23 protein-coding genes and 6 pseudogenes are annotated in these 24,558 nt (G+C 34.6%); 4 read left to right on the top strand and 25 right to left on the bottom strand.

Features of this window, described 5'->3' with window-relative positions; all coding sequences use genetic code 11:
- Window positions 1-13 precede the first annotated feature (13 nt).
- The gene (locus tag AC0L5U_RS01025; RefSeq protein WP_473414179.1) at window positions 14-187 is read left to right on the top strand and encodes a hypothetical protein; all 174 of its coding nucleotides are present in this window, start codon (window positions 14-16) and stop codon (window positions 185-187) included.
- 467 nt (window positions 188-654) lie between these two features.
- Here AC0L5U_RS01025 and AC0L5U_RS01020 read toward each other — a convergent pair whose 3' ends face one another.
- Window positions 655-912, bottom strand: a complete 258-nt coding sequence (locus AC0L5U_RS01020) for a hypothetical protein (protein ID WP_473414176.1) — start codon at window positions 910-912, stop codon at window positions 655-657.
- Window positions 913-1,021: 109 nt separating this feature from the next.
- A pseudogene (locus AC0L5U_RS01015) lies at window positions 1,022-2,201 on the bottom strand (alpha-hydroxy acid oxidase).
- Between the two features lie 170 nt (window positions 2,202-2,371).
- Here AC0L5U_RS01015 and AC0L5U_RS01010 point away from each other — a divergent pair.
- Together AC0L5U_RS01010 and AC0L5U_RS01005 are read left to right on the top strand one after the other, a co-directional pair.
- Window positions 2,372-2,767 carry a cupin domain-containing protein gene (locus AC0L5U_RS01010; RefSeq protein WP_473414175.1) on the top strand — a complete coding sequence of 132 codons (396 nt, stop codon included), beginning with the start codon at window positions 2,372-2,374 and terminating at the stop codon, window positions 2,765-2,767.
- A gap of 110 nt (window positions 2,768-2,877) precedes the next feature.
- Window positions 2,878-3,243 (top strand): helix-turn-helix domain-containing protein, encoded by a 366-nt coding sequence (locus AC0L5U_RS01005; RefSeq protein ID WP_473414173.1) that lies wholly within the window; start codon window positions 2,878-2,880, stop codon window positions 3,241-3,243.
- 19 nt (window positions 3,244-3,262) lie between these two features.
- On the opposite strand, the gene AC0L5U_RS01000 is transcribed toward AC0L5U_RS01005, so the two are convergent.
- The 23 genes and pseudogenes from AC0L5U_RS01000 to AC0L5U_RS00890 form a co-directional block, all read right to left on the bottom strand.
- Window positions 3,263-4,498: a D-apionate lactonase family protein gene (locus AC0L5U_RS01000; RefSeq protein ID WP_473416132.1), complete on the bottom strand. Its 1,236-nt coding sequence runs from the start codon at window positions 4,496-4,498 to the stop codon at window positions 3,263-3,265.
- Between the two features lie 42 nt (window positions 4,499-4,540).
- Window positions 4,541-5,088: pseudogene (locus tag AC0L5U_RS00995) on the bottom strand (D-apionate lactonase family protein); the annotation flags it as partial.
- Window positions 5,089-5,173: 85 nt separating this feature from the next.
- Window positions 5,174-6,000: pseudogene (locus AC0L5U_RS00990) on the bottom strand (phosphogluconate dehydrogenase C-terminal domain-containing protein).
- A gap of 30 nt (window positions 6,001-6,030) precedes the next feature.
- Window positions 6,031-7,410, bottom strand: coding sequence for a four-carbon acid sugar kinase family protein (locus AC0L5U_RS00985; RefSeq protein WP_473414172.1), 1,380 nt, complete (start codon window positions 7,408-7,410; stop codon window positions 6,031-6,033).
- Entirely contained in the window at window positions 7,407-8,669 is a 1,263-nt protein-coding gene (locus tag AC0L5U_RS00980; protein WP_473414171.1) for a ribulose-bisphosphate carboxylase large subunit family protein, read from the bottom strand. Before AC0L5U_RS00980 ends, AC0L5U_RS00985 begins: the two co-directional genes overlap by 4 nt.
- A 16-nt stretch (window positions 8,670-8,685) precedes the next feature.
- Complete coding sequence (locus AC0L5U_RS00975) at window positions 8,686-9,720, bottom strand: substrate-binding domain-containing protein (RefSeq protein WP_473414169.1); 1,035 nt, start codon at window positions 9,718-9,720, stop codon at window positions 8,686-8,688.
- Window positions 9,721-9,733: 13 nt separating this feature from the next.
- A pseudogene (locus AC0L5U_RS00970) lies at window positions 9,734-10,515 on the bottom strand (ABC transporter permease).
- 173 nt (window positions 10,516-10,688) lie between these two features.
- Window positions 10,689-11,249 (bottom strand): ATP-binding cassette domain-containing protein, encoded by a 561-nt coding sequence (locus AC0L5U_RS00965; protein ID WP_473414166.1) that lies wholly within the window; start codon window positions 11,247-11,249, stop codon window positions 10,689-10,691.
- Window positions 11,233-12,165 carry a sugar ABC transporter ATP-binding protein gene (locus AC0L5U_RS00960; RefSeq protein ID WP_473414163.1) on the bottom strand — a complete coding sequence of 311 codons (933 nt, stop codon included), beginning with the start codon at window positions 12,163-12,165 and terminating at the stop codon, window positions 11,233-11,235. Before AC0L5U_RS00960 ends, AC0L5U_RS00965 begins: the two co-directional genes overlap by 17 nt.
- The gene (locus AC0L5U_RS00955; RefSeq protein ID WP_473414161.1) at window positions 12,165-12,860 is read right to left on the bottom strand and encodes a Gfo/Idh/MocA family protein; all 696 of its coding nucleotides are present in this window, start codon (window positions 12,858-12,860) and stop codon (window positions 12,165-12,167) included. The genes AC0L5U_RS00960 and AC0L5U_RS00955 overlap by 1 nt, the downstream gene beginning before the upstream one ends.
- Window positions 12,767-13,171 carry a Gfo/Idh/MocA family protein gene (locus tag AC0L5U_RS00950; RefSeq protein WP_473414158.1) on the bottom strand — a complete coding sequence of 135 codons (405 nt, stop codon included), beginning with the start codon at window positions 13,169-13,171 and terminating at the stop codon, window positions 12,767-12,769. Before AC0L5U_RS00950 ends, AC0L5U_RS00955 begins: the two co-directional genes overlap by 94 nt.
- A 681-nt stretch (window positions 13,172-13,852) precedes the next feature.
- Complete coding sequence (locus AC0L5U_RS00945; protein WP_473414156.1) at window positions 13,853-14,005, bottom strand: transposase; 153 nt, start codon at window positions 14,003-14,005, stop codon at window positions 13,853-13,855.
- A gap of 123 nt (window positions 14,006-14,128) precedes the next feature.
- Window positions 14,129-14,431, bottom strand: a complete 303-nt coding sequence (locus tag AC0L5U_RS00940) for a hypothetical protein (RefSeq protein ID WP_473414155.1) — start codon at window positions 14,429-14,431, stop codon at window positions 14,129-14,131.
- Between the two features lie 16 nt (window positions 14,432-14,447).
- Window positions 14,448-15,152 carry a class I SAM-dependent methyltransferase gene (locus tag AC0L5U_RS00935; protein WP_473414153.1) on the bottom strand — a complete coding sequence of 235 codons (705 nt, stop codon included), beginning with the start codon at window positions 15,150-15,152 and terminating at the stop codon, window positions 14,448-14,450.
- A gap of 15 nt (window positions 15,153-15,167) precedes the next feature.
- Window positions 15,168-15,593 (bottom strand): DUF1330 domain-containing protein, encoded by a 426-nt coding sequence (locus tag AC0L5U_RS00930; protein ID WP_473414152.1) that lies wholly within the window; start codon window positions 15,591-15,593, stop codon window positions 15,168-15,170.
- A 351-nt stretch (window positions 15,594-15,944) separates the two neighbouring features.
- Window positions 15,945-16,118: a hypothetical protein gene (locus AC0L5U_RS00925; protein WP_473414151.1), complete on the bottom strand. Its 174-nt coding sequence runs from the start codon at window positions 16,116-16,118 to the stop codon at window positions 15,945-15,947.
- Window positions 16,118-16,459, bottom strand: coding sequence for a hypothetical protein (locus tag AC0L5U_RS00920; RefSeq protein WP_473414149.1), 342 nt, complete (start codon window positions 16,457-16,459; stop codon window positions 16,118-16,120). The genes AC0L5U_RS00925 and AC0L5U_RS00920 overlap by 1 nt, the downstream gene beginning before the upstream one ends.
- 16 nt (window positions 16,460-16,475) lie before the next feature.
- Window positions 16,476-16,640 carry a TetR/AcrR family transcriptional regulator gene (locus tag AC0L5U_RS00915; protein ID WP_473414148.1) on the bottom strand — a complete coding sequence of 55 codons (165 nt, stop codon included), beginning with the start codon at window positions 16,638-16,640 and terminating at the stop codon, window positions 16,476-16,478.
- 183 nt (window positions 16,641-16,823) lie between these two features.
- Window positions 16,824-18,296, bottom strand: a complete 1,473-nt coding sequence (locus AC0L5U_RS00910; protein ID WP_473414146.1) for a T9SS type A sorting domain-containing protein — start codon at window positions 18,294-18,296, stop codon at window positions 16,824-16,826.
- Between the two features lie 23 nt (window positions 18,297-18,319).
- Entirely contained in the window at window positions 18,320-19,771 is a 1,452-nt protein-coding gene (locus tag AC0L5U_RS00905) for a T9SS type A sorting domain-containing protein (RefSeq protein ID WP_473414145.1), read from the bottom strand.
- A gap of 639 nt (window positions 19,772-20,410) precedes the next feature.
- Window positions 20,411-21,829 (bottom strand): annotated as a pseudogene (locus AC0L5U_RS00900) (type IV secretory system conjugative DNA transfer family protein); the annotation flags it as partial.
- A gap of 20 nt (window positions 21,830-21,849) precedes the next feature.
- Window positions 21,850-22,875, bottom strand: a pseudogene (gene mobB, locus AC0L5U_RS00895) (MobB family relaxase).
- 126 nt (window positions 22,876-23,001) lie between these two features.
- Window positions 23,002-23,103, bottom strand: a complete 102-nt coding sequence (locus AC0L5U_RS00890; RefSeq protein WP_473416131.1) for a BfmA/BtgA family mobilization protein — start codon at window positions 23,101-23,103, stop codon at window positions 23,002-23,004.
- A gap of 1,002 nt (window positions 23,104-24,105) precedes the next feature.
- On the opposite strand from AC0L5U_RS00890, the gene AC0L5U_RS00885 reads away from it, so the two are divergent.
- On the top strand, window positions 24,106-24,528 hold the full coding sequence (locus tag AC0L5U_RS00885; RefSeq protein ID WP_473414143.1) for an IS110 family transposase: 423 nt from the start codon (window positions 24,106-24,108) through the stop codon (window positions 24,526-24,528).
- The last annotated feature ends 30 nt before the right edge of the window (window positions 24,529-24,558 follow it).

The raw sequence follows: 24,558 nt of genomic DNA, 5'->3' as shown, positions 1-24,558 counted from the left end.
CCAAAAACTGGGAATGCCAGACAGTTACTACTCCTATGTGAAAAAGGACTGGCGTTTTATTGTTTTAGACGCAAACGAATATGCCTATTATTCTAAAGGTTTTTACAAATCTTCAAAAAAAAGATTGACTATTACTTTAAAAATACGAAGTCAAAAGCCAACCGCGAAAACTGGAACGGAGCCATAGGATTAAAACAACAAAACTGGCTTAAAAAAGAACTTCAAAAAGCAGCCACTTTAGAGCAAAAAGTAATCCTGTTCTCACATATGCCTTTGCTTCCTAATAACAATATACACAACTTGTGGAACAACTATGAAATTCAAGTCATTCTCGAAAATTACAATAATGTCGTTGCTTATATTAATGGTCATAATCATGAAGGGGCTTATGAACTTAAAAACGGCATACACTACCTTACAATATTTGCCATGGTAGACACACCCATTGCTTCGTATGGGATACTTAAAATTTACGAAGACCATCTTTTTTTGAAGGGTTTTGGGCATCAACAAAGCATCAAAATGGAATTTTGAGCCTACAGAAATTTTTAGAACCTTCTAGTTTTTTATCACATTCGTATCTCAAAATCTGTCAAAACCATATCGTTTAACAAACAAAATAGTGAATCGGTTACCATTTGGTTAATAATGATTTTATTCCGAAGTTACTTTGGGTTGATGTGCCATTGAAGCCTCAATTAATTCTTCAATCTCTTTTGGCTTCTGCGAAAATGAAAGGTAGTCTAAACGTTCCCCAGGTATTACCACATTTGTACCGTCGTCTTCATTTTCGACACTTTTTAAGAAACTGTCTTCACCTACTCCATCGTTAGATTTTTTTGTTTTTTCTTGACAGCTAAAAGCAATAAATGCCATTAGCAATACTATTATGCACCAGTAACTTTTTATCATTCTCATTTAGTACGTTTTTACAAGGTATCGAGATTAAAAAAATAATAAAATAGACGCAAAAAAGTAAAAATTCAGCTAATCCTAAAATCACACAAAAAACTACAGCGTGTTATTTTTCGCATAAGTGATTTGTAAGATTTAATATGTTATTGCAGCCCAATTGTTCTAGAACTTGCTGTAACTGCTTTTTTAAGATAGATATAGTGTGGTCGCCTCCTTTTTTACCCAAGGCCGATACACCGTACATAAAAGAACGACCCATAAAAGTAAATTGGGCACCACTCGCAAGACATCTTGCGATATCAGGGCCTGAACGAATACCGCTATCCATCATAATAGTAATTTTATCACCATAGTTTTTTGCTATTCTTGTCAAAGGCGCGATAGTCGATTCGCCCGCATCCAATTGTCTACCACCGTGATTAGAAATTATTAGGCCATCAAGTCCTAATTTTAAGGCAATTTGGGCGTCCCCTTCACTTGCAACGCCCTTTAAAACCAATTTGCCTTTCCACATGTCCCGTATAGGTTTTATTTTTTCCTCGAAAAGTTTACCAGAAAAAGTATCATCCATAAATTGGCCTAATTGATTTAAATTCAAATTTTTAGGCATATAAGGCTTGCAGTGTTTCGAAGTTCGGTTGGCCATGAATAAGAGTATCATATGCCCATTTAGGTTTTCCTAGTATTTGTAAAACGTTTTTGACCGACATTTTTGGAGGCATGGCAAGACCGTTTCTAATGTCACTTGGGCGATAACCGAATGTAGGTACATCACAAAGAATGACCAGAACATTATAACCACTAGCTTGGGCACGTGACAGAATATCATTTCGTAAGGCTGTTTTGCTTGGATGATATAATTGAAACCAAGCATTACCTTCGGTTAATTCGGAAATGCGTTCAATACTACTAGTGGAGACAGTACTTAAAACAAATGGAATATTATGTTTAAACGCAGCTTTGGCCAGTATTTCTGGGGAATTTGGCCACATAAGGCCTTGTAACCCTACAGGTGCAATGCCAAATGGAGCGTCATAGGTATGGCCAAAAAGGGTAGTTTTGAGATTGCTTTTACAGGGGTCTAATAAATATCGAGGAATTAGCTCAACCTTGCGAATCTCATTAGTATTTTTTACAAGATTAACATCTTCATTACAGCCACCGTCGAGGTATTCAAAAGCAAATTTTGGAATCCGTTTTTTAGCTTTTTTTCTAAGATCATCTATAGATGGGTACCTTGGGTCATATATCAACTCACTGTGTTTTTCATCTATTTTGCCCGCCATAATTTCACTTTTTCTAAAATACAGAACCCTTATGGTAGATTTTAGCATTCTAAATTAGGCAAATATAGGTATTCAATGCAGCATCTATTTTTGCTTACGTTGATGTTATATTTGCGCTTAAATAGATAAGCGATATAAAAAGTGTATATTTAACATACAACGATAATCGAATGAAGCCCAACTTCTTAAAAATTATTCCGCCTCTCGAAAATTCTTTAGTCATTAAGACCGATAGAGCTTTAGCCACACCATGGCACTATCACCCTGAGGTAGAGCTTTTATATTGTATTAAAGGCAAAGGTACTGACTATATAGGCAACAGCATTGAAGGCATCGAAGAGGGAGAATTGATTATGTGCGGTGAAAATTTACCCCACACGCGATTAGGGGATAAGGAATATTATGGCAATAACCCTCATGAAATACCAGAAGCCATAGTGGTTCAGTTTAAAAAAGACTTTTTAGGAGAGGCATTTTTTAGTGTAAAGGAGTTTATGCATATTGAAGAACTTATCCGCAGAGCGTCAAAGGGACTTCGCTTTTTAGGAGACACTAAAAAAAGATAGGAAAAAGATTTATCAATTTAAGGTTGCTTGAGGGAACCACTGCTATTATTGAGCTACTTTCGATTTTAGACGAGCTTGCCCGATCAAATGAGTATCGTTACTTTAATTCAGTGAACTATATTGTCAATTCTCATGAGAAGTCTTCTGAAAAAATAAATAAGGTATATCAATATACAATAAATAATTTTCAAGAATCCATTTCACTTGACGTAGTAGCCGATTTAACCAATTACTCAAAAGCAGCCTTCTGTCGCTTTTTCAAAGCGCATACACGAAAGACCTACTTTGCATACCTAAGCGAAATACGTATTGCTAATGCTTGTAGGTTGTTACAAGAGGGAAACCATGATGTAACCAGAGCTTGTTATGCTAGTGGTTTCAATAATCTTTCCAATTTTCATAAACAATTTAAAAGAATTGTAGGTACTTGCCCGACAAAATATAGGCAAGACTTATCGTATAAACAAATGGGTTAATTTTTAATTCTTCGAAGCACTACATCATTTTGTAGAGGCCAATAGCGAATGGAGGCAAATCTATCTTATTAATATGTGATTTCTTCGCGTAAGATTGGAGTTTTTCAGGAGATTTCATGTATTCCAAAATATTTGATTCATCCAAAATCCAGCAAATTTGAATACTTTTCTTCTTGGGGTGCACAATTGAAATTGATTGGTTGGTATAATTTGAAATCAATAATGTTACTGTATCTGATTCATTAGAAAACGCAATACCATCAAAAACAAGTTTTTTTGAACTTTTTAATGGGATTATGGTTTTAATTTCATTGTCTTTCAGTATAGCCCAAAGTATCAAATACATTGGGTATACACAATTCAAAGGAACTTGATATACTGAAGGCCATTTATCCTCGTCATTAACCATTAAGCCATGCTTACCACAAGTTTGGAAGAAAGTAATGATTTTGGCACCATTTTCGGATAAATTCTTAAAACTACCCATTAACCAAGAAGCCCCGTATAAAGATATTTGTCTAGAATCTAGTTTTTCCGTGAAAGTTGCAATAGTATTTTTGGTAGTATCCGTTCCCGTAGCATTGGGGTTCCACCGTATATGAAGTGAAACTGGTCCCACGGCAATTTCTTTACCATTGTAAAGATGTTTGCAGGTTTCCAACACATCTGTTTGCGCCTGTAGCGTTTCCGTTATTGAATCTATATCAAAAGCATGTACTTGAGGATTCACCGAAAATGTCAAAAAGTCGATTTTCTCCATGGAAAATACCGGATAATCATTTAATTCTTTGAAGAAGGCATCGGTTCCCGCCCCAATCCTACTTCTTGGGAATTTTTTACGTAATACCGGTGCTATTTTTTCGATAAGATTACTTGGAGTAGTTTTTGAATGAAGCGAAAATAAAAGGAACCTCGAGATAGTATCTTTGTACGGGATTAATTTTTCAACGAAGCTAACTTCGATTGTTTTGCAAAAAAACAATACGATTTCTAAGGTGCAATCTACACTTTTAACAGCGGCTACGGCCATTTTCAAATATTGAGCATCCCATTCTTCAACTTTCAATTCAATTCGTAGAAAATCTAAATTCAATTGATTGAGACGGGAGATGGTTTTATAATCATGAGGTAGTTTATTAAAAACAGAACCTATCTTAGGTATTTCAATACTTTTCTTAACATCTAAGTTGAAGTAATTTTCCGTGACTGGTATAGCACTCGTTTCTTCATCAGCATCGAAAATCAATTTAACCATCTGGGATACCTTATCACCCTTTTTAAGCGGTTTTGGAAATGATTGACTTAATGGGGTGCAATAGGTTTTATAGCTGGCGTCTGTCCAATTTCTTTGATCTTCGGTTTCAAATACATCACCTTCGAAAAAAGCTTTGCTTGCGAAGCCCGAGAAGGTTTCCATTGCATGGATTGGATATCAAAAAAGGGTTGTTTGGCAGAAATGTATTTTGGAAAGTTATAAATTCCCGTTTTGCCATCAGAATGCAAAATACTACACAGTTTACCTTTGCAATTTTCGATAGGGTGCATCACGGTAAACCCTGCTCTATTTTTAAGAAAATCGCTATTTGCTTCTCCCTCTATTTTAAAAACAACACTTGAATCTGTATGTCCTTCTATATGACAATTCCATAAAAAGTCAATGTTACCTTGTTTACATTCCATGTCATATTCAATGCTAAAACTATTTTCATTAGATTTTATTTTTTCATTGAATATGCGCATAGGTACTGTGCCCCAGTTGGCATCACGCAAGAGATAGTTAATCATTCGAACAATTTCAATCTCACCGAATTTGATGTAACGTATAAATCCTTTTTCATAAACCATAGTCAAGTCCCCTGCCTTTATATGATGTTTTAAAGGCAGGTCTTCTAGATGTCCGTGTTTTAAAAGGCTGGGCAGCATAATTTACTTAAGTAATAGCGAGAATTTGTTCATTTATACTTTCTTTATCAAATATCTTTTTCCAATCTTCCTTAAAAATTGTCTTTTTACCTATTTGAATAGCCTTTTTGGCAGCATCTGAAAATTGACCTCCCGGCAGCTGACCAAATAACAATGCTAATTCTATATTGATGTGACCAAGAAAAATTCATAAGCTGCTTCTTTAGGCACACCTCTAGCAACAACTTCATCTACACCTTCCTTTAAAACCGTTATCATTGCTCCTGCAAAAGTTTCGGAGAGCGCAGGTTCGAGCATTCCCATTTGTGCTAAAGTAATACGAAATGAGTCAGTTACCGGACCATAAATAATCTTGGCCAATTCTTCGCCGAAATCGTAATCTTCTTCATTTCCTTGAACTAAGGCGCATACGATACTTTGTTTGGCCGCAATACCTCCAAAATAATCAAAATGGGCTTCAGAGGTGCCTTCCCAATTAAAAACAGAAGGATGCGAAGGATGTGTTACAAAATAACTGATATCACTTCTTTCTTGTAAATGTCCTGCCAGAGGTGCTGCTGGATCCAGACACATACCCATCGCCCCACTTTTCATTTTTGGAACGTATTCTGTAGTTACTTTTCCGATTAGCACATCGGGTACTGCAAAAATAACCAAGTCTGCTGATGGTATAACCTCTTCGACTATCGAGATATCGACGCCATTCTGCTTTACTCGTTCAATACCTTCAGCGCTTACCTCAAGATAAGACACCTCGTATTTGGAATCTATTAAATTTCTAGTGAGTCGAACGCCCATTTTACCTCCTGCACCTACTAATGTTATTTTTTTCATGATTCTATTTCTAATTTTACTAATTACTATTCAATTGTATTCGTTTCTTCCTAACAAAACAGATTCAAAGAAACGTTCACTACCGTTTTGTCCTCCCTTTAAGCATATTTCGAGTCCATCATACTTAGAATTATCAGAATGGGCAATACATAATGGAGATCCTGGGGCAATTTTTGCCAATGCCTCAAGTGCGTAAATGCCTAAAATTTTTGTTACATAACCTGAAGTGTCACCACCAGCAACAGTTATACGCAACATTCCAATACTGTCTATAACATTTTTTAAAACCTGACCTTTCGCCCCACCGAGTAGTTCTCCAACCGATATTCGCAAACTAGAATTGGAAAGTGCTTTTTTCGTCGCTTCAATTTTTTTATCTTCAGGGCCAATAGCGGAATAAAGCATGGGCACTTTTCCCTTTTTTATGATTGCAATACAAAGATTACTACACCGAGTAATTTCTGCTGGCTGATCATTAATTAGTTGTTCGGAATTCAAGGCAATGGCTTCAAAGCCTATTTCAATACCGTACAACAGTTGCTCCGCGGTTCTTGGGGAACAACTGCCGGCAATTACCATGAACTGCTGCGCTTTTTGAGTTTGACTTTCCGATTGAGGAATTGCTATGCCTTGTTCTTTATTCCAATAATCAACCAGGGCATATTCTACACCAGAAGACCCCACCAACAATTGATGATTCTGCTTGTTTTTATTTGCAATTAATGCACCTATTTGGCCAAGGTGCTTTTGTTTCAATACATCGAATAATATATACTCCCCATTTTTCAAAAACCTGTTATCTTCAGTATCGCTTGTTGATTCCAAAACGTTTACATCAATCAACTTAATTGGGCGGTTTGTCTGTTTGGCAAGATGTTTAATAAGGTTGGATTCGCTCATAGGCGTAATAGGATGTCTTGACATTGTTGGATGTTCATCAAGTCGATAGGTAGTTCCATTAACACCGGCAAAAAGATTGCCAAATACACAATATCTGTTCAATAGCGGAATGCCTACAATCAACGGAATATAAGAGCTCGGAAAATAACGTAAAGCGATTTCAACCGCGTGCCCTATACTTCCTATATTGGGAGAGGAATCGAAAGTGGAGCATACTTTGTAATGAAAATAAGAGGTGGGTATCATTGCTAGACTTTCAAAAATTTTGGGTAGCTCATCATCCATTTGTGCCAGGGTCAATGACCTTCCAATTCCAGGAACTCCAAAAGCCTTCAGCTTGCCATCCTTACTAATAGAACCATTTTTTAATCGAAAATTCAAAACCTCTTTTTTAGAAGGTACTTCTAGAAATAGTGCTGTAGGTGTTCCATTAAATGACAGGGATTCCATAACATCAGCGGAACCTGTAAAATCATCGCCGTAAAAGCTAAGTTTTAATGAGTGATTCATATCGAAGTATGTTTAACAAAGAATTCTAATGCCTCGGAAAGTTCTTGGTGTTCTTTGGCGTATTTTTCTAGAGGGATTCCACCAACTGCTGCGCTCCAAGCTTGTTTAATGCTTTTTACACCCGCAGCCATGCCAGACGGGTGCCCTACGATACCACCACCGGCCACATACATAAGATCTGTATTGCCTATGGCTTTGAAAGTGTCTTCAGCTTGTCCGGCCCATTGACCACTTGAGATTACTGGCATGACCCTTTTTCCGTTTTCTAGTTTTTGACAAGCCTTAATCGAAGTGATAACCGAAGTGTTAGACTCGCAGAATTTATTTCGGATACCATTGGTATGCAAGTGATCTGCACCCGCCAATCTCCATATTTTTTGTAACACGGTGTAGTCAATTCCAATATAGGGACTCCTATAGTAAAGACCCCAACCGTTTCTATGCCCATGAATTGGTAGTTGCGCATGCTTGTTCAGTTTTGCGAGTGCACTTATTCCAATCCAGTTCAAGCTTGCCATGATGCAGGTTCCCCCTTTTTTCAAAACATAATCATGTCTTTTAAGCATATCATCGATATCCCCACTAATGTTAAAAGCGTACATGGCCTTTTTGCCAGTTTTTGAAGCATGTTCATTGATTCGCTCCATTACAGCATCGACTCTTTTTTCAAAATGAGAACACGGGGCATCACCCATGAGCTCGTCATCTTTTAAAAAATCAATACCGGCTTCTAAGAGTACTTGAGTTTGTACGGCGGTTTCCTCGGGACTTAACCCAATGCTGGGTTTGATAATCGTACCAATTATAGGTCGGTTTCTAAACTCCAATAAATCATAAGTTCCATCGATACCAAATTGGGTGCCTTGGTATTTTTTTGAAAATTCTTTTGGCAATGAAATATCTTTTAGACGTAAACCTGAAAACTGCTTCAATTCAAAAAGATTTCCAGAAATGGTAGCCATCAGGTTTGGGAGGTTATTCCCTATATTATAGAATGGCCATGACAAGGTAATGTGGGCTTGCTTCCAAACTGGATTAGGTTCGTTTTTTGGTATAGATGCTCCCGGCAAAGATGGCTTAGAGGTTTCGTTTAAGAGGGTAATATTCTCCACCTTGGCGGAAAATTTTTCGTGCAGCTCATCCGTTTCTCCTGGTACTCTAATAAATGTTCCACAAGACTGCTCTCCAGCCAATGTCTCTACAGCAAGTTCAAGGGAATGTGCTGTTTCAATCCAATATGTTGCATGTATTCTTTTCACAGTTCAGGGTTTAGCGCTATAGCGCAAATTCATCTACATTTTCGAGCGTTATTTTTAAAAGCCCGGTATTTACATGATAGGGTATACTGGTGATGCCTGCCTTCATATCATCATTTGAAAGTGTGTTGGTTTGGTGTACCATATCATAGAGGAATTGTGCACCATACCATGTAAAGAGCTCACGTTTTTGCGCAGCTAACATTTGTATGGTTCCTTCTTTGACTAATTGAAGATGTTCTGGTTCACCATCTACAGTAGTTATTTTAATTTTACCTACTTTTCCAGATTCTTTTACTCCAAGAGCAATCCCCGGCCCTGATGGCCCATCAAACCCACTGATTCCCGCAATATCTGGATGCGCTGAAATAATATCAGCGGTAATCTTTGCGGCTTCTTCAGTACTGGCTTTACTATCATATTTTCCTACAACTTCTATTTCGGGATACTTGGCAAGAACATCCAAATAGCCTTGAAATCCAGACTCCATATTTGACATGCCTAAAATACCCATATAGGCTACTTTTCCCTTTCCATTGATTAGCTTAGCCATTTCTTTGCCTTGCATAATACCAATCTCATACCAGTCAGTACCCAAAAAAGCATGGTGGTTTGCATTAGGTATATTAGAATCATAGACCACGGTAGGTATACCAGCAGCAACAGCCTTGTTAATAACCTGAGCTATAGCCGGATCTGTACCATTGATTAACAAACCGGTAGGGTTAGTACCAATCACTTCCTCTATAACATTAATCTGAGCAGGGACATCCCACTCAGCAGGACCAAGGATCGAAGTTTTTACATTTCTGGTTTTTCCCCATTTCACGAATGCCTTTTGATCTCGATTCATGTACATAGGCATTGTAATGGCTGTTGTAATCATAACGTATTCTTCATTTTCGAAATCTACCGTTTTACGATCAACTTTGGGGCTGGATTTTACCAATTGATCGTTTTTTACTGGCAGCGCATAAGCAGATAATACCATAAAAAAAATGGCCAAAACCCCTATTGAAAATTTTACATTTTGTGTTTTTTTAGTCCAGTTCATTTTTGACCCATATTTATAAATTCTTCGAATATTTTTTGAGAAGGGCTTTGTCCAACCAAAGAGTAAGAATTAAAATGATACCAAGAATAATATCTTGCCAGTAACCTGATACTCTTGAAATCACCATTATATTGGCTAACACACCCATAAAAAGGGCGCCTAATAAGGCTCCAGGAATTTTCCCATACCCTCCATTTAAACTAGCGCCACCCAGTATTACAGCAGTAATTACACGCAGTTCAAGTCCTTTTCCAAAAGTTGGAAGAGCAGCCCCTAGTCTTGACGCAATTAAGATTCCCGCAAACCCTGCCAAACCAGCAGATATAATGAAACCAATCATTTTCATTTTCTTTACTGGAATTCCAGAAAGATCCGCTGCTTTTTCGTTACCACCCAAATAGTAATACCTTCTAAAAAAAGCCGTTTTTCTCAATAGAAAAGTAAAAATCACAATCGTTAAAATCATATACCAAACAGGCATCTGAATACCCAAAAGTTTTGATTGCCCTATGGCATTAAACCAATAGGGAGGTTTTGTGTTCCTGTACCGGTAATCATCAATGCTGCACCTCTCACGATGCCCATCATGGCTAGCGTTTGTATCATGGCATTAATGCCTTTATAAGCGATTAAATAGCCATTCAAAAAGCCAATTAAAATGGCTCCTAAAATCCCCACAAAAATTGCTAAGGGAAGAGGAACACCAGCTTGCAGTAAAATGGCAACAAAACATGCAGTAAATGCAACAATAGACCCTACCGATAAATCAAATGATCCAGAGATTAGCAATAGCATCATACCCACGGCTACGATGGCATCTATAGATACATTTAGGAAAATTTGATTAAAATTCGAAAATGTTGGGAAAGTTGTCGGAAAAACAGCGCTCGTTAAAATGCACACTATAATTAGCACAAAAAGCAACAGGTAAATTCTATCTTGTAATATTCGTTTCAACATCATTGATATTAATTAGAAGCCATAGCCATTATTTTTTCCTCTGAGAAATGAGGTTTCAAAATGTCTCCAGAAATACAGCCATTCTTAAGAACCAAAATACGATCACAAATACCTAAAAGTTCTTGCATATCGCTTGATATCATCAGCACCCCTTTTCCAGAGGCAACAAGAGAGCTGAGTATACCGTAAATTTCAAATTTAGCTCCCACATCTACTCCGTGAGTGGGTTCATCAACAATTAATACATCAGGTTCTGTGTTCAACCATTTTGCCAAAACTACTTTTTGCTGGTTACCTCCACTTAAATGTTGTACTTTTTGCGTAATATTAGGAGTGATAATTCTAAACCGATCTTGTGATTTTAAGGCAATTTCCTTAGCCTTCAGCGGGCTGTAAAACCCATTATTAAGGGCCCTGTTTAGGTCTCCCGAAACAATATTCTCCTCAATGGACATGTCTAAAAACAGTCCAGAAGATGATCGGTCTTCGGGCACTAAGGCAATTCCTCCTGCAATTGCCTCTCGCGGGTGTTTATAACATACTTTTTCTCCCCTAAAGGGAAATTTCACCTTGTGTGATATCATCAATGCCAAATATGGCTCGTGCAATTTCCGTTCGACCCGCTCCTACTAATCCGGCAAGGCCCAATATCTCACCCTTTTTCAATTCGAAAGAGATGTTACTGAATTTTTTGCCATATAGATTTTCGACTGAAAGAAGCACCTCGTCTTTTACATGCGATATTTTCTTTAATTCATCAATATCCCGACCAACCATTTTTTTGATTAGCGTAACTTCGCTCATTTTTTGTGTATCAAAAGTCCCTTGGTATAAACCATCCTTGAGTATCGAAATCTTATCCGATAGCTTAAAGATTTCTTTAAGACGATGCGATATGTATACTATAGCAATGTTTTGTTTTTTTAATCTTTCTAAAACGGAAAAAAGTAATACTGCTTCTTTTTCTGTTAGCGAAGCTGTGGGTTCATCCAAAACCAATATAGAAGGATTTCTGGCGATGGCTTTTGCTATTTCCACTACTTGTTTTTCTGGTGCTGAAAGAAGGGCTATTCTTGTTTTTGGCTTTATCTCTTCTAGTCCAAAATTTTCGAGTAATTTTTGAGTTTTTTTATGAAGCATTTTAAAATCAATAAAGCCCATCTTGCTTCGCGGTTGGTTATTTGCAAAGACGTTTTCGGCTACACTCAAATTTTCAGAAAGACTTAGGTGTTGATGTACGATTGATATGCCTTGATTAAAAGCTTTCTGCGGAGTTTCGATCTTAATAAGTTCTCCTTCTAGGTAAATCGCTCCGGAATCGGGCTGAAGATTACCTGTCAATATTTTCATTAACGTACTTTTACCAGCACCATTCTCTCCACAAAGCGCATGTATTTCACCTCTATTTAACTCAAGATTTACTTTGTCCAGTGCTTTAACACCAGGGAATGATTTGGCAATATTTTCGAGTTTTAGAAAGGCCATTAGAAATCAGCTAAATGAATCAACTTCTCTGTTTTAGAAGAAGCATAGGCAGCCCGCACCAAACGTACCGTTTCAAGATTGTCTTTACCAGCGGTCTCTGCTTTTGAAATTCCCTTTAGGTCGTTTAGTATATCTTTATTGCAATCAACAATACTCGAATGAACTAAAGCGTATTCTGGATCAAGCCATTCGTACATTTTAGGATTCGCTTTAAAACTTTGAGTGCCTGAACGTTTGGTGATACGAACCTCATGGTCATAGTTAAGATTGATGGAGCCCTTTTCTCCTTCGATTGATATTAGGGTTTGTGGAAAAGCTTCGCGTTCAAGGATAGAAGCATACGACATTTCTGCATAACAAAAAACGCCATTCTTCATCTGCATACTCACATTGGCCACATCTTCACCTTTAATACCTTCCTTTATCCTTGCGGTATGACAAAGTAGGGAATGCGCTTCACCGAAAAGAAACCTGCATATATCTAAAATATGCGAACCAATATCCGCTAAAATGAATTCCTCTAATTCTGCTAAAAAAGGTTGATTTTCGAAAACTGGAAAACCTGAACAGAAAGTAACTCGAGCTTTAAAGACCTTTCCAATTACATGAGCATCAAGTTGCCTTTTAACCTCACGAATTGGGGCCTGCCATCGAAAATTTTCATGTATATAAAAAGGAACTTTTTTTCTTGACACAAAGCAACCATATTGCTGGCTATGCGTAATTTCGAAGCCATAGGTTTTTGACAGATAACACCTATACCCTTGTTAGCCGCTAACTCGCACATTGGTGCATGGGTATCCACATCTGTAATGATGTCTACAAAATCCAAAGTTTCGACCTGAAACATATTTTCAACACTATCGTAGGTTCTAGGTATATTGAATTTTTCCGCAAGCGTTTTTGCTTTTGATAAGGTACGATTGTAGATTGCTACGATTTCTATACCTTCCAATTCTTTCCAAGCTGCTATTTGATATTTGGCCCAAAATCCGGCCCCAATCACTCGCGAAACGGAGAATCATTCTTTATTTTATAATTAAAATTAAATTTTGATATGAAAACAGAGTTAAAAATAGCTTTCAATATTTTCTAATAAAAAACAAAAACTTTATGAGAACAAGTTAATATTATTTGCAAATCCAAAATATCAACTATATTGACAATCTTCGATTTTATATTTGCAGAAATTTAACTTTCCGTAGGCGTACAGTATTTTTTGAAACATTTAAGTGGTTTAACCATTTTCTTGTTGAGTTTTTTCAGCGCTATGACCATTAATTCCCGCTTGACACATCATCACGCCATTGTATTTCAGGCAAATGCTGCTCTTCAACAGGTATTGTAAACAGTTTCGAAGTTTAAATTTCCAATCGTCTGTCAACTCCCCTTGAATGCGAGGTACGATTTAATCCGCCCAGGTGGTATAGCATAATTGTTTTTTTAGGTTATTCATACCATAAAACAAAAGGGCTATTTTGGCGAAATCGTTCATTACGATTTTCAGAAGAAGAAAATTTATAGGACCAACAAGTATAATCTGGGAGCTACGGTTTTTGCGCTCACAAAGCTTTAAAGTTTTTTTCCACTATATCCTTTTAAGATGCGATGATCAAGACTTAAATCCGCGTATATGGCCTTGAGTCTTCTGTTTTCTTCCTGCAGGGATTTAAGCTTTTTTAAGCTGTTAAGCATACATACCTCCATACTTACGTTTCCAACTATAGAAAGTAGCCTTGGTAGTAACTTTGTCACGACAGATGTCGGTGACTTTCATTCCTGAATCATACTGATGAAGCATAGATACTATCTGTGCTTCGGTAAATCTGCTTTTCTTCAAAATCTAAAAATAGTTGATTTTTAAACTGTTTGAAAAACAGGGAAGCATTCATATATCATTATGGTTTAATACTTGCTCAAGAAAATTGTTTTTAATTGAAATTGAACACCTATGAATATGCGTTTATAACCTTTCTCCTTTTATTAATAAGCTTGATTTAATAGAATCTTCCTTTAAATGCATGAATTTTTCCCTTCTAGGATCTTTTAGAAAGTCTTTAAAATCCTCTTCTGATTCAAAAGAAATGAAATGTAGTTCATAGGGTAATTCTTCTCCATGGGAAATGAATGATTCTTTACTGGGTCTTATCCTGTAGACCACTTTGCCATTGTAATCAGCCATTATGGGAATTGCTATTTCTTCAAATTGATTAAAAACAGATTCCTTACCTTCTTTAACGAAAATTAATTGTGTTAGATAAATCATTATAAGGTGTTATTTTTTACTTAATCTTTGTGCAGAAGTATTCTGCTATTAAACCTAATTCTACTTTTTTAGATGTGATTTTAAAACCAGAACGATTCAATAATTCCTCCAGCACCCAATCATAAGTTGAAAACTCTTTCTTAAAATGTATTTCGGCATCTTCTTTTAAAAAGTCACCTCCCAAGGCTGCTTGATTATTTATAAATCTTTGGATATTAGTTAAAGAGTTTTCTTCTGAAATAACCACATCTTTAATGTATAGCGTACCTCTTGGTTTCATCATATTACACATTCTGTTAAGCGCTATGCCTTTCCAATAATCTGGTAAGTGATGGAATGAAAAAGTACTTGTTATGTAGCTTACAGAGTCATCTTCAATTTCGAAATTTAGAAATCCTGAGTGACAAAATTCGATGTTATCAATATCTATTTGCGCTGCTTTTTTCTGTGCATAACTCAACATTTCTTTAGATATGTCAACAGCATAAACTTTACCACAGACCTTAGCACTTTCTATAGCGAATATTCCTGTTCCACATCCAAAGTCTATTAATTTATCCTCTTTTGAAGGGTTTAAGATTTTCAATAAATCAATACTTTCTTGGTATATATCACGAAATTGGGCATGACTTGATTCGTACACATCCACCTCAGATTGGTCTGCGTAGTCTTTGCCTATTTGATTGAATTCATTGAGAAACCAATTTTTGGAGGTGTTCATAATTAATCTATTTTTTTAAGAGATACTTATTTCATTGCTCGGTAATAATCTTGAATCTTCTAATGCAGCCTTTCTATGTCCAATATTATCCAAATAAGCTTCGCTCTTAGAAAACGTTATGAATGTCTCAACCGATTGATATTCAACTAACAAAATAGCATCCCATTTTTCGAATTCGGGTCCGATTAGAAAGCTCTTACTTTTACCGTAAAATATAATGCGGCTATTTTTTTTATTTAATTCTTCTATTGTACTATCCATGTATATTTTATAAGCTTCTTCGCCTGAAATTTCTTCTTTAGGTTTTAAAGATTCAAAATCGGTATAGTCCGCTTTAAGTTTGAACTTTAATAGATTGAGCATTACAATCTTTCCTTTTGGGATGAAGTTTAAATAGAATTCTTTACCCGCACTTTCGGTTGCATCAATGTATTTACTCATAATTAATTTATTTTGTATTCAGGTACTAGTTCTTTGCTTATTCTATGGATTACAACCCAATGGATAATCCATAAAATCAACCCTACAAACCCCGATATTTGCCCTACAATATTTGGGATAAACGAGAATAATTGGGCAACTGACCACCCTATACCTAATGTTAAACCAAAATCACCGAACCGTATCAGTTTCTTATTCGTATGCATTTCATTTTTTAATGAATTGGCTATATCAATTACAATGAAGAAATCCTCTATAAAATTGAATGGTATTAAATACATAAACCAAACGCTCTTATGTTTTCTAGTTCTATTCTCGGGCTTTATTTTTTTCAATACATTTTGTAAAGACCTACAATAAAAATGCAATGGCTACGAAAAAACTTATAGCCAATAAAATACTGGGAATTGTTCCCAAATAGCGTAATTCATTTAAACCTCCAGAAACCTCTCCTTCTTGAAAATAAGGACACACAACTATGAGTAATAATAGTGCTGTTAATATAACTTTTATGATAGCATTCATTATGTGTATTTTTTTATTAAATATTGTAGTACTTTCTTTAGATCTTCTCGATTCGGATTAGTCACATATTCCAGGGTAATACCATCTATGGTAGCCAATAATATTTCTGCCTCCATTTTAGCATTCTCTTTAAATTTATTTTGCAACAAACTAGAAAACAGTTCTAATAATTCATATTTCTGTTTATCTAGTAGGGAACTGACCTTTGAGGGTGTTTGTGGATGCGCTAACAAAAGGATACAAAGCCTTACTATTTGCGTGTTTTCAATAAGACTATTAGAATACATTTTAAAGAAAAAATGGAAATCTATGTCTTCTATTTCCAACAGTTTTGATGTCATTTTGGTAATTGTATTCTCAATGGTAACTACCAAACAGGTCTTCCTTATTTTTAAAATGCGTGTATGTTAGCCCCTTAGAAACATTAGCTCGTTTTGCTATTTTATCTATTGAAGTTTCGGTGTACCCGTTATTTGCGAAAAGCTCTAGAGCTGCTAGGATTATTTTTTCTTTATTATTCATATGACTGACCGTTCAGTCACAAATATAATTATTTTTTTAAAGTATTATGGAATTAGATGCTTTGGTTTTTGAAAAAGCTATACATTGGAATGTAGAATAGTATCCTTTTAAATTTAAAAATCCTGACTTGCCTTAGCAAATCAGGATTAGTTCTAGCTCAAACTTATAATAAAAATAGTTCTATTACTTTATTATAAGTTTTCTTTGAATTGAATTTTTACTCCCTTGAATATTTAGTAAATAAATTCCCGATTTTAATTCTCCTGTAGAAATACTGAGCGTTTTTTGATTAGCTTTTACAGGAATAGACATAACCTCTGCACCTGTTATAGATAGAATAGATATTCTTTTATAATCAGAATTTAAATTCTGAATATAAAAGTGATCTGAAACTGGATTAGGAAATACCATAATATTATCCTCTTGAGATTCATTATCAAAAGTTGATTTAAGCTTTGATCGTTTATTATTATTTGCAACAAATTCATATGCGCCAACATCTGGTTTTCCAGAAATTGACACACCATCATAATCGCTAGAAAAACCATAATTTCTACCAGCATTTATTGCGATGGAATTAGGAGCAAGATGATAGTCGGAATTTGATGTAAAACCAGGATAACCCCATTGTTCCGAATTATGAAAAGTATATCCTACGCCAGTACCACTAGGAGAATAATAGACATTATTTCTATGAAAAATATTTGACGAACTACTAAACCTAGCAAAACCATCATAATAAATAATATTATTTACAAGCTTAACTTGTGATGTACCGTTGTTACCATTAGTCCAAAATACTTCTTTAGTACTAGAACCTAAAGTGTCATAAACTGTATTGTTAACGAAATTGAAATTAGAAACCGATGCTGCAAAAGGTCCTCCAAAATGAATACCTCCAATTTCCCTATTATTTTTCATTATATTATAACTTATAGTAACATTTTGAACATTTCCACCTCCAACTTCAACTACTCCATCATTCCCTTCCATGTAATTGTAGTGAACAAATACTCCATTAACATTTCCCCAAATCTCTATAGCTCCACCGTCAACTCCATAGTCTGGAGAATTTCCAATATTATTTATAAGAGTATTGTAGGTTATCATAGCATCTGAAGTACCAAACTCCACTTTAATAGCTATTGCTCCTGCATCATCGTCTCCGCCAGGTCCAACTTGAACAATAGTATTTGAAATAGTATTATTCGTAATTGTAGCGTTAGCTGACTGTACAGTTATCCCAAATTGAACATTTGAAATACTACAATACTTAACAGTAGCATAAGCTGCTGCAATTTCAACTCCAGCATATGTAGCGTTACGGATTTCTAAGTTATCTAGAGTAACTCCTGAATTGGTAATATGGAAAACAACCCAATCAGCTGGAGCTGTAAACAATGGCTGTGCACCAGATCCGTAAGCACCAAAGGTTACATTAGGTTGAAAAATATTTTTATAACCTACATAAGAAGATCCTCTTGCAAATAGCACAACATCTCCGTTCGACAAAGGAACAGATGAATAAGAGTTAAAAGGAGACCCCGAAGACAATCCATTACCATTACTAGCCGCGTTAGAGTTAACATAATAGGTAGTTGCACTTGCTAATGATATGCTTAGCGTAAATAAAAGACATATAATTAAGTTTTTCATAATTTTGATTTATTGGTTAATTTTTATTTTATTATAAGTTTTCTTTGAATTGAATTTTTACTCCCTTGAATATTTAGTAAATAAATTCCCGATTTTAATTCTCCTGTAGAAATACTGAGCGTTTTTTGATTAGCTTTTACAGGAATAGACATAACCTCTGCACCTGTTATAGATAGAATAGATATTCTTTTATAATCAGAATTTAAATTCTGAATATAAAAGTGATCTGAAACTGGATTAGGAAATACCATAATAATATCCTCTTGAAATTCACCATCAAATATTGAGAGCTGATTTTTTAATTCATATGCACCAGAATCTGGTAATCCAGAAATTGACACACCATCATAGTCATTAGTAAAACTGTAATATATACCTGCATTTACTGCAATGGAATTAGGCACAAGATGATAATCTGAATTCGATGTAAAACCAGGATAACCCCATTTCTCTGAACTATGAAAAGTGTACCCTACCCCAGTATTACTAGGTGAATAATAGACATTATTTCTATGAAAAATATTTGACGAACTACTAAACCTAGCAAAACCATCATAATAAATAATATTATTTACAAGCTTAACTTGTGATGTACCGTTGTTACCATTAGTCCAAAATACTTCTTTAGTACTAGAACCTAAAGTGTCATAAACTGTATTGTTAACGAAATTGAAATTAGAAACCGATGCTGCAAAAGGTCCTCCAAAATGAATACCTCCAATTTCCCTATTATTTTTCATTATATTATAACTTATAGTAACATTTTGAACATTTCCACCTCCAACTTCAACTACTCCATCATTCCCTTCCATGTAATTGTAGTGAACAAATACTCCATTAACATTTCCCCAAATCTCTATAGCTCCACCGTCAACTCCATAGTCTGGAGAATTTCCAATATTATTTATAAGAGTATTGTAGGTTATCATAGCATCTGAAGTACCAAACTCCACTTTAATAGCTATTGCTCCTGCATCATCGTCTCCGCCAGGTCCAACTTGAACAATAGTATTTGAAATAGTATTATTCGTAATTGTAGCGTTAGCTGACTGTACAGTTATCCCAAATTGAACATTTGAAATACTACAATACTTAACAGTAGCATAAGCTGCTGCAATTTCAACTCCAGCATATGTAGCGTTACGGATTTCTAAGTTATCTAGAGTAACTCCTGAATTGGTAATATGGAAAACAACCCAATCAGCTGGAGCTGTAAACAATGGCTGTGCACCAGATCCGTAAGCACCAAAGGTTACATTAGATTTAAAAATATTTTTATAACCTATGTAAGATGATCCTCTTGCAAATAACACCACATCTCCATCAGATAAAGAAATTGAAGAATAGGTGTTGAAAGGAGATCCTGAAGACAAACCATTACCATTAATAGTAGCATTTGAGTTAACATAATATGTTGTTGCACTAGCAAACGATATGCTTAATATAAATAAAAGGCATGTTATTTGATTTTTCATATTTTAAACTTCAATTTAATAAATGATTTAAATGACTTACTCAATAGCTACAAGACTATGAAAATGGAAGATATAGCTAAAAAAATACACGCTTTTATCATTCGTATTTCAACGTACAAATGTAATAGTACATGTATATTTACATATTATACAATCTTGCCAAAAAACTTAAGAGTTATGACAACGTAAGCAATTATCAACTTTGCTTAAAGTCAGTTATACCAATGCATAACAAGTGTTTATATCGTTCAAAGTTTTTTGGAGTATATAAAGTAGATATTGACAGTATCATACATTCTGATAAATAGAGAGACTATAATAGATTTAGGTCATAAAAAATATAAAGGGTAGACCATAGAAAGAATGAATTTATTAGATGCAAATGGAATTGAAGGATTCTGGGTATATGCAAAAACCAGACTATCTAAATTTAAAAGAATCTAAAAAAACATTTTATTTGCATTTAAAAGAGACGGAATTTATATATAGCTATAGAAACAAGATTTATATAAATAAGTCTTAGATAATTTAAGAAAAAAGCATCTTAAATTGTCATGACCCAAACTTAACTTTAAGAAGACTTATTTTAATGATTTTCTCCTATTGGCTTTGACAGAATTTAGAATATAACAAATAAGACTAACTATTAAATAAAGATTTTGCCTCTTTGTATATTCTTTCAAAATTTTTTTCTAATACTACTTTTGAGAATTGATTCTTCTTTCTGGTAATCTTTTTTCAATTTTTAAAAGTTTGAAGTGTACTTTTCTATCCTTGCCATCCGCAAAGGTTATAAATTCACCTTGCTTCAACCTAAAGAAAACATCTGCTCTAATTTTAGAAACATCACGTTCTCCAGTTGTTATACGAGTATCAAAATTTAGATTATATCCACGATTTACACTTGTGGTTTCTTTTCTTATAATTTCAAAAAAGCGTTCATAGTATTTAGCGGTATCTGGGTCATTTACTTTTCCAAAAAACTGATAAGATAGGTTACTTAATATAGCTCCTGCTTGCCTTATCCCCATACATCATATCATTCTGAATCTTGTCTTGCATAACATAAACTGTAGAAATATCATAACTTCTTAATGTTGCAGGGATTCGATGCATATTCAATAAGCGAATTGTGGGAGCTTCTTCCATCATCAAAAAAGACGAATTGGCATTTCGAACACTCATTTGTTTTGTAATGGTATGTATAATCGTAGCGATGATAGGAGCATAAGCAGTTTCATATTTGGGATTATTCACTACGGATATAACACATGGCTTTTCCTGCCTATTAATGTCTAAAGGTGTATTGTCTGAAGATAATGCCATAAAGATGCGTTGTGTAGTTATCTTTTTAAAAGCATTTGCTAATGTACTCTTAACTCCTGCGGTTTGTCTATCCGAATCTTTTCCACTTATAAAAGCATCAGCCATAGCTTTGGACGTTGTGTTTGTACTTAAAAAAGCTATTAAACTATCTGTATCTAAAAATTGGTAAATAGCTATTAAATGTGGTATCGTACAAAATTTGGGATATGAAGTTTTTAGTTTCCAAATAAGCCCTCCAATTAATCCTTCAGCAGCATCGTTGAAAAATTTAGATGTTCCAATGCTTCCAGATTCTTTTTGCTCCAACAAATTTTCAATCAATACTCTGGAAACTTCATTGACACTTTCTTCATGTTCCATATAACGAGGTGCTATTGGGTTTACACGGTTGTAAATTATATCAAAAGAAATAATATAGAACGGGATTTTATTTGCCTTAAAAAGTGGGTATGCTATTTCTGTAAGTTCAAAGTTTTTATAATCATGTATGATTCCATTAAAAGAATATTTACTAAAATGCTGAAGAAAATTAAAAACTACGCTTTCTGTTTTTCCGCTTCCTGCAGAACCAATTACTGAAGCGCCGCGTTTAATGTTATTAATTTTAAATTTTCCTCGATTTAGCTTAAACTTAACCTGATATTTTTCATCTAATGTTTTAACCTTGTCCTTATGGAAGAATATATACAACGTAATTACAATCAAAATCAAAGGAATTATAATAATCAAGATGATATGTGGTGTTGACCAATTCATATTCCTATGGAACCTGATTTTAGAGCTGTATCTACACCACGTTTTAATTGTTTTATAGTTTTTATTACCAACTGAACTTTATTTGTTGGAATGTTCATCATTGGAACTCCAGACTTCCCTATAATTTTAAAAGCTGCTGCTTTTTCATTTGTAGGTAAGTCCATTAAAACAGAAAAGTAAAGCTTAGGGTTTTTAATGAAATCCTTTTAGCTTGATAAGTTTCTGCGTAATTCCTCTTATAACTAAATTGCTTATCAAAGGTCTTTTCTGCATTTTCAAAAAATGCATCTCTATCAAAACCTCGTTTTACTTTTTTACCATTCATAGTAACTACTGAAGCTTTGTATTTACTCCCTGGAGATAAGCTCACAGAATTACTGGTATCTTTTCGGCTTACTATGATATGAATATGGCTCTGATTCCCATTCTTTATCATCCCTTGGACTATACGTTTACCATTTTGCCGATATGGAGCTTTACGTTCTAGTACATAAATTTCTTTATTTATCTTTTTAATATCTCCTGTCAATTTACCTTGCTCAATTTTTCGGATATCATTTTTCATTTGAAGTATTTTAGAAGCAAAAGGTTGATTTTCTTTTACTTGTTTATCCGTTCCTTTAAATGTGCGTTGGTGCTCTATTTTAGCAAATATTTTATATCATTTATAGTGATTGGTTTACCGTTGATTTCTCTGTTAAACGATCCCACATAATCTTTCATTATTTCTCGTGTATAGGCTTTTAAATTTGCACTACTATTTTCTAATCTTTTCAATTCATATTTACTTGGACTTACAGTAATAGAATAAAATTTGGGTTCTATCTTTTTAAGTTTTGCTGTATTACCATCAATCTCTTTGACGACATCCTTAGCACTAATTTCGTCACCATTCTGATTAAAAAAATGTTCCATATCCTGTTGTTCTAAACCTTGATTTTCCTTTTCTAAATAATCCACAAAATCCGCAGAACTTTGAGAATAGTTTCCTCCTGTTTTTGGGCTGTAATAGTTATATACATTATGACTTCTCTTTAAAATTTTCTTTTCTAGAATAAGTGGCTTACCTTCTGTTTCTTCAAAAAGAGATTGCATCATAGCAATAGTTGGTTTAGTTTGGTTCTTTTCCATATCTCTTAAAATTGCAATCATGCACTTACTCGCTTTTTTATTAAGTTCTCAAGCGTATTGATATTTGGGCCAATAGATTCCTTTGGAGAAAGATTATTTTTATCAAAAAAACTCAACATCATTAAGAGCGTCATAGAGTTTGACGCTCCACATTTTCATACTAAAGACTCTAAACTTCTTAGCTGTGGAAACCTTAAAACTAATCGTAGTAAATTGTTCTTTTTCGTGTCCTTTATCCATTTTTACTCTAAAAACTCATTGATTTTACTGGGCTGAAAACATTTTTACTCTAAAAACTACTATTCAAATTTAATATATTCAAAACAAAACTTTGATAATCAATTACTTACACTCAAGTATCAAAAGAAACATCGCTTTAGCGTGTTACCCCTCTTGCTTTTCCCCCTTAGTTTTACAAACACGCTTTATTTAGGGAATATTTATATGTTAGTGAGTTTCAATAATTGTTAACTTTCTATGAGGAATACTCCTCATAATAATAAACTGTGACCAAACTGATAGGGGCGAATTATACGCTAACAAAGTCTCGGACTTATGCTTTTAAAATCCTTTATCGGTTATCTCTGAACCGTATCAAATGGAAATACAGGTTTTTAGACCTAATACCAGGGTTTCGATGGTAATTCAGATACTTATTGTACTTATGTCTATACTAAAAAATTAGCCTTTTAAATACCTCTATTGGTATTAAACAGGTCTATATCGTTATTCATTTAGAAGGGTGGATATTAATTTATCTACATTGTACCTTCAATGATTATGAATAGCAACCAAACCGGTAAAGGCGCATTAATTGCTTTTCAAAGTTCAAGACTTATAAGGTTCGATTAAATCCTTTGTCGGTTATCTTCTGAATTGGCATCAAATGGAAATTCAGGTTTATAGACCTATTATCAGGGATTAGGTGGCACCTCAGATGCTCGGTTGTATTTAATCTTATGTTACATACTTTAAACTTTTTATTATGAAAAAATTGAACTTTATGTTTTTGTGGGTATTGATATATCCAAGCTTTCCTTTGATGTAGCCATTGTAAATGATGAGACCATTAAATCATATGTATTTGAAAACACAAAAAAAGGTGTCAAAGCTTTTTAAGATTGCTCAAGAACCAGAGTATTGCTTTAGACAACGCCTTGATATGTATGGAACATACTGGAATATATGGAAAAATACTTATTACAACATTACTAGAGGCACAAGCAAATTTCTGTGTTGAAATGTCATTGAGAATTATACGCAGTCTGGGCTTACAACGTGGCAAAACAGATAAATTAGATGCTATTCGTTTAGCACAATATGCGGTTAAAAATTGCCATGAAATGGAACTGTACAAACCAATCCCAGAGGTTCTTGAAAAAATTAAGATACTCATCACAACCAGAGAAAAACTAGTGAACTTCAAAGCCGATTTAAATAAGCATCCCAATGAAGTCAAACGGTTCGCTCCTGAACTAGTAAACTTGCCCAAAAACAGATTAGAAAAACCAATAAATGCCTCGATAATGAAATCAAACGTATAGAAGCTGAGCTGCATGCCTTTATTCTTTCTG

It is taken from the genome of Jejuia sp. G7-7 (assembly GCF_055808955.1).
The sequence above is the reverse complement of the archived record's forward strand: the minus strand, read 5'-3'. Positions and strand labels throughout refer to the sequence as shown.

Coding starts and splice junctions, on each gene's coding strand:
- AC0L5U_RS01025 (WP_473414179.1), top strand. CDS start 14: ATGCCAGACAGTTACTACTCCTATGTGAAAAAGGACTGGCGTTTTATT.
- AC0L5U_RS01020 (WP_473414176.1), bottom strand. CDS start 912: ATGATAAAAAGTTACTGGTGCATAATAGTATTGCTAATGGCATTTATT.
- AC0L5U_RS01010 (WP_473414175.1), top strand. CDS start 2,372: ATGAAGCCCAACTTCTTAAAAATTATTCCGCCTCTCGAAAATTCTTTA.
- AC0L5U_RS01000 (WP_473416132.1), bottom strand. CDS start 4,498: ATGGTTAAATTGATTTTCGATGCTGATGAAGAAACGAGTGCTATACCA.
- AC0L5U_RS00985 (WP_473414172.1), bottom strand. CDS start 7,410: ATGAATCACTCATTAAAACTTAGCTTTTACGGCGATGATTTTACAGGT.
- AC0L5U_RS00975 (WP_473414169.1), bottom strand. CDS start 9,720: ATGAACTGGACTAAAAAAACACAAAATGTAAAATTTTCAATAGGGGTT.
- AC0L5U_RS00960 (WP_473414163.1), bottom strand. CDS start 12,165: ATGGCCTTTCTAAAACTCGAAAATATTGCCAAATCATTCCCTGGTGTT.
- AC0L5U_RS00940 (WP_473414155.1), bottom strand. CDS start 14,431: ATGATTTATCTAACACAATTAATTTTCGTTAAAGAAGGTAAGGAATCT.
- AC0L5U_RS00935 (WP_473414153.1), bottom strand. CDS start 15,152: ATGAACACCTCCAAAAATTGGTTTCTCAATGAATTCAATCAAATAGGC.
- AC0L5U_RS00930 (WP_473414152.1), bottom strand. CDS start 15,593: ATGAGTAAATACATTGATGCAACCGAAAGTGCGGGTAAAGAATTCTAT.
- AC0L5U_RS00925 (WP_473414151.1), bottom strand. CDS start 16,118: ATGAATGCTATCATAAAAGTTATATTAACAGCACTATTATTACTCATA.
- AC0L5U_RS00920 (WP_473414149.1), bottom strand. CDS start 16,459: ATGACATCAAAACTGTTGGAAATAGAAGACATAGATTTCCATTTTTTC.
- AC0L5U_RS00915 (WP_473414148.1), bottom strand. CDS start 16,640: ATGAATAATAAAGAAAAAATAATCCTAGCAGCTCTAGAGCTTTTCGCA.
- AC0L5U_RS00910 (WP_473414146.1), bottom strand. CDS start 18,296: ATGAAAAACTTAATTATATGTCTTTTATTTACGCTAAGCATATCATTA.
- AC0L5U_RS00905 (WP_473414145.1), bottom strand. CDS start 19,771: ATGAAAAATCAAATAACATGCCTTTTATTTATATTAAGCATATCGTTT.
- AC0L5U_RS00890 (WP_473416131.1), bottom strand. CDS start 23,103: ATGTTGAGTTTTTTTGATAAAAATAATCTTTCTCCAAAGGAATCTATT.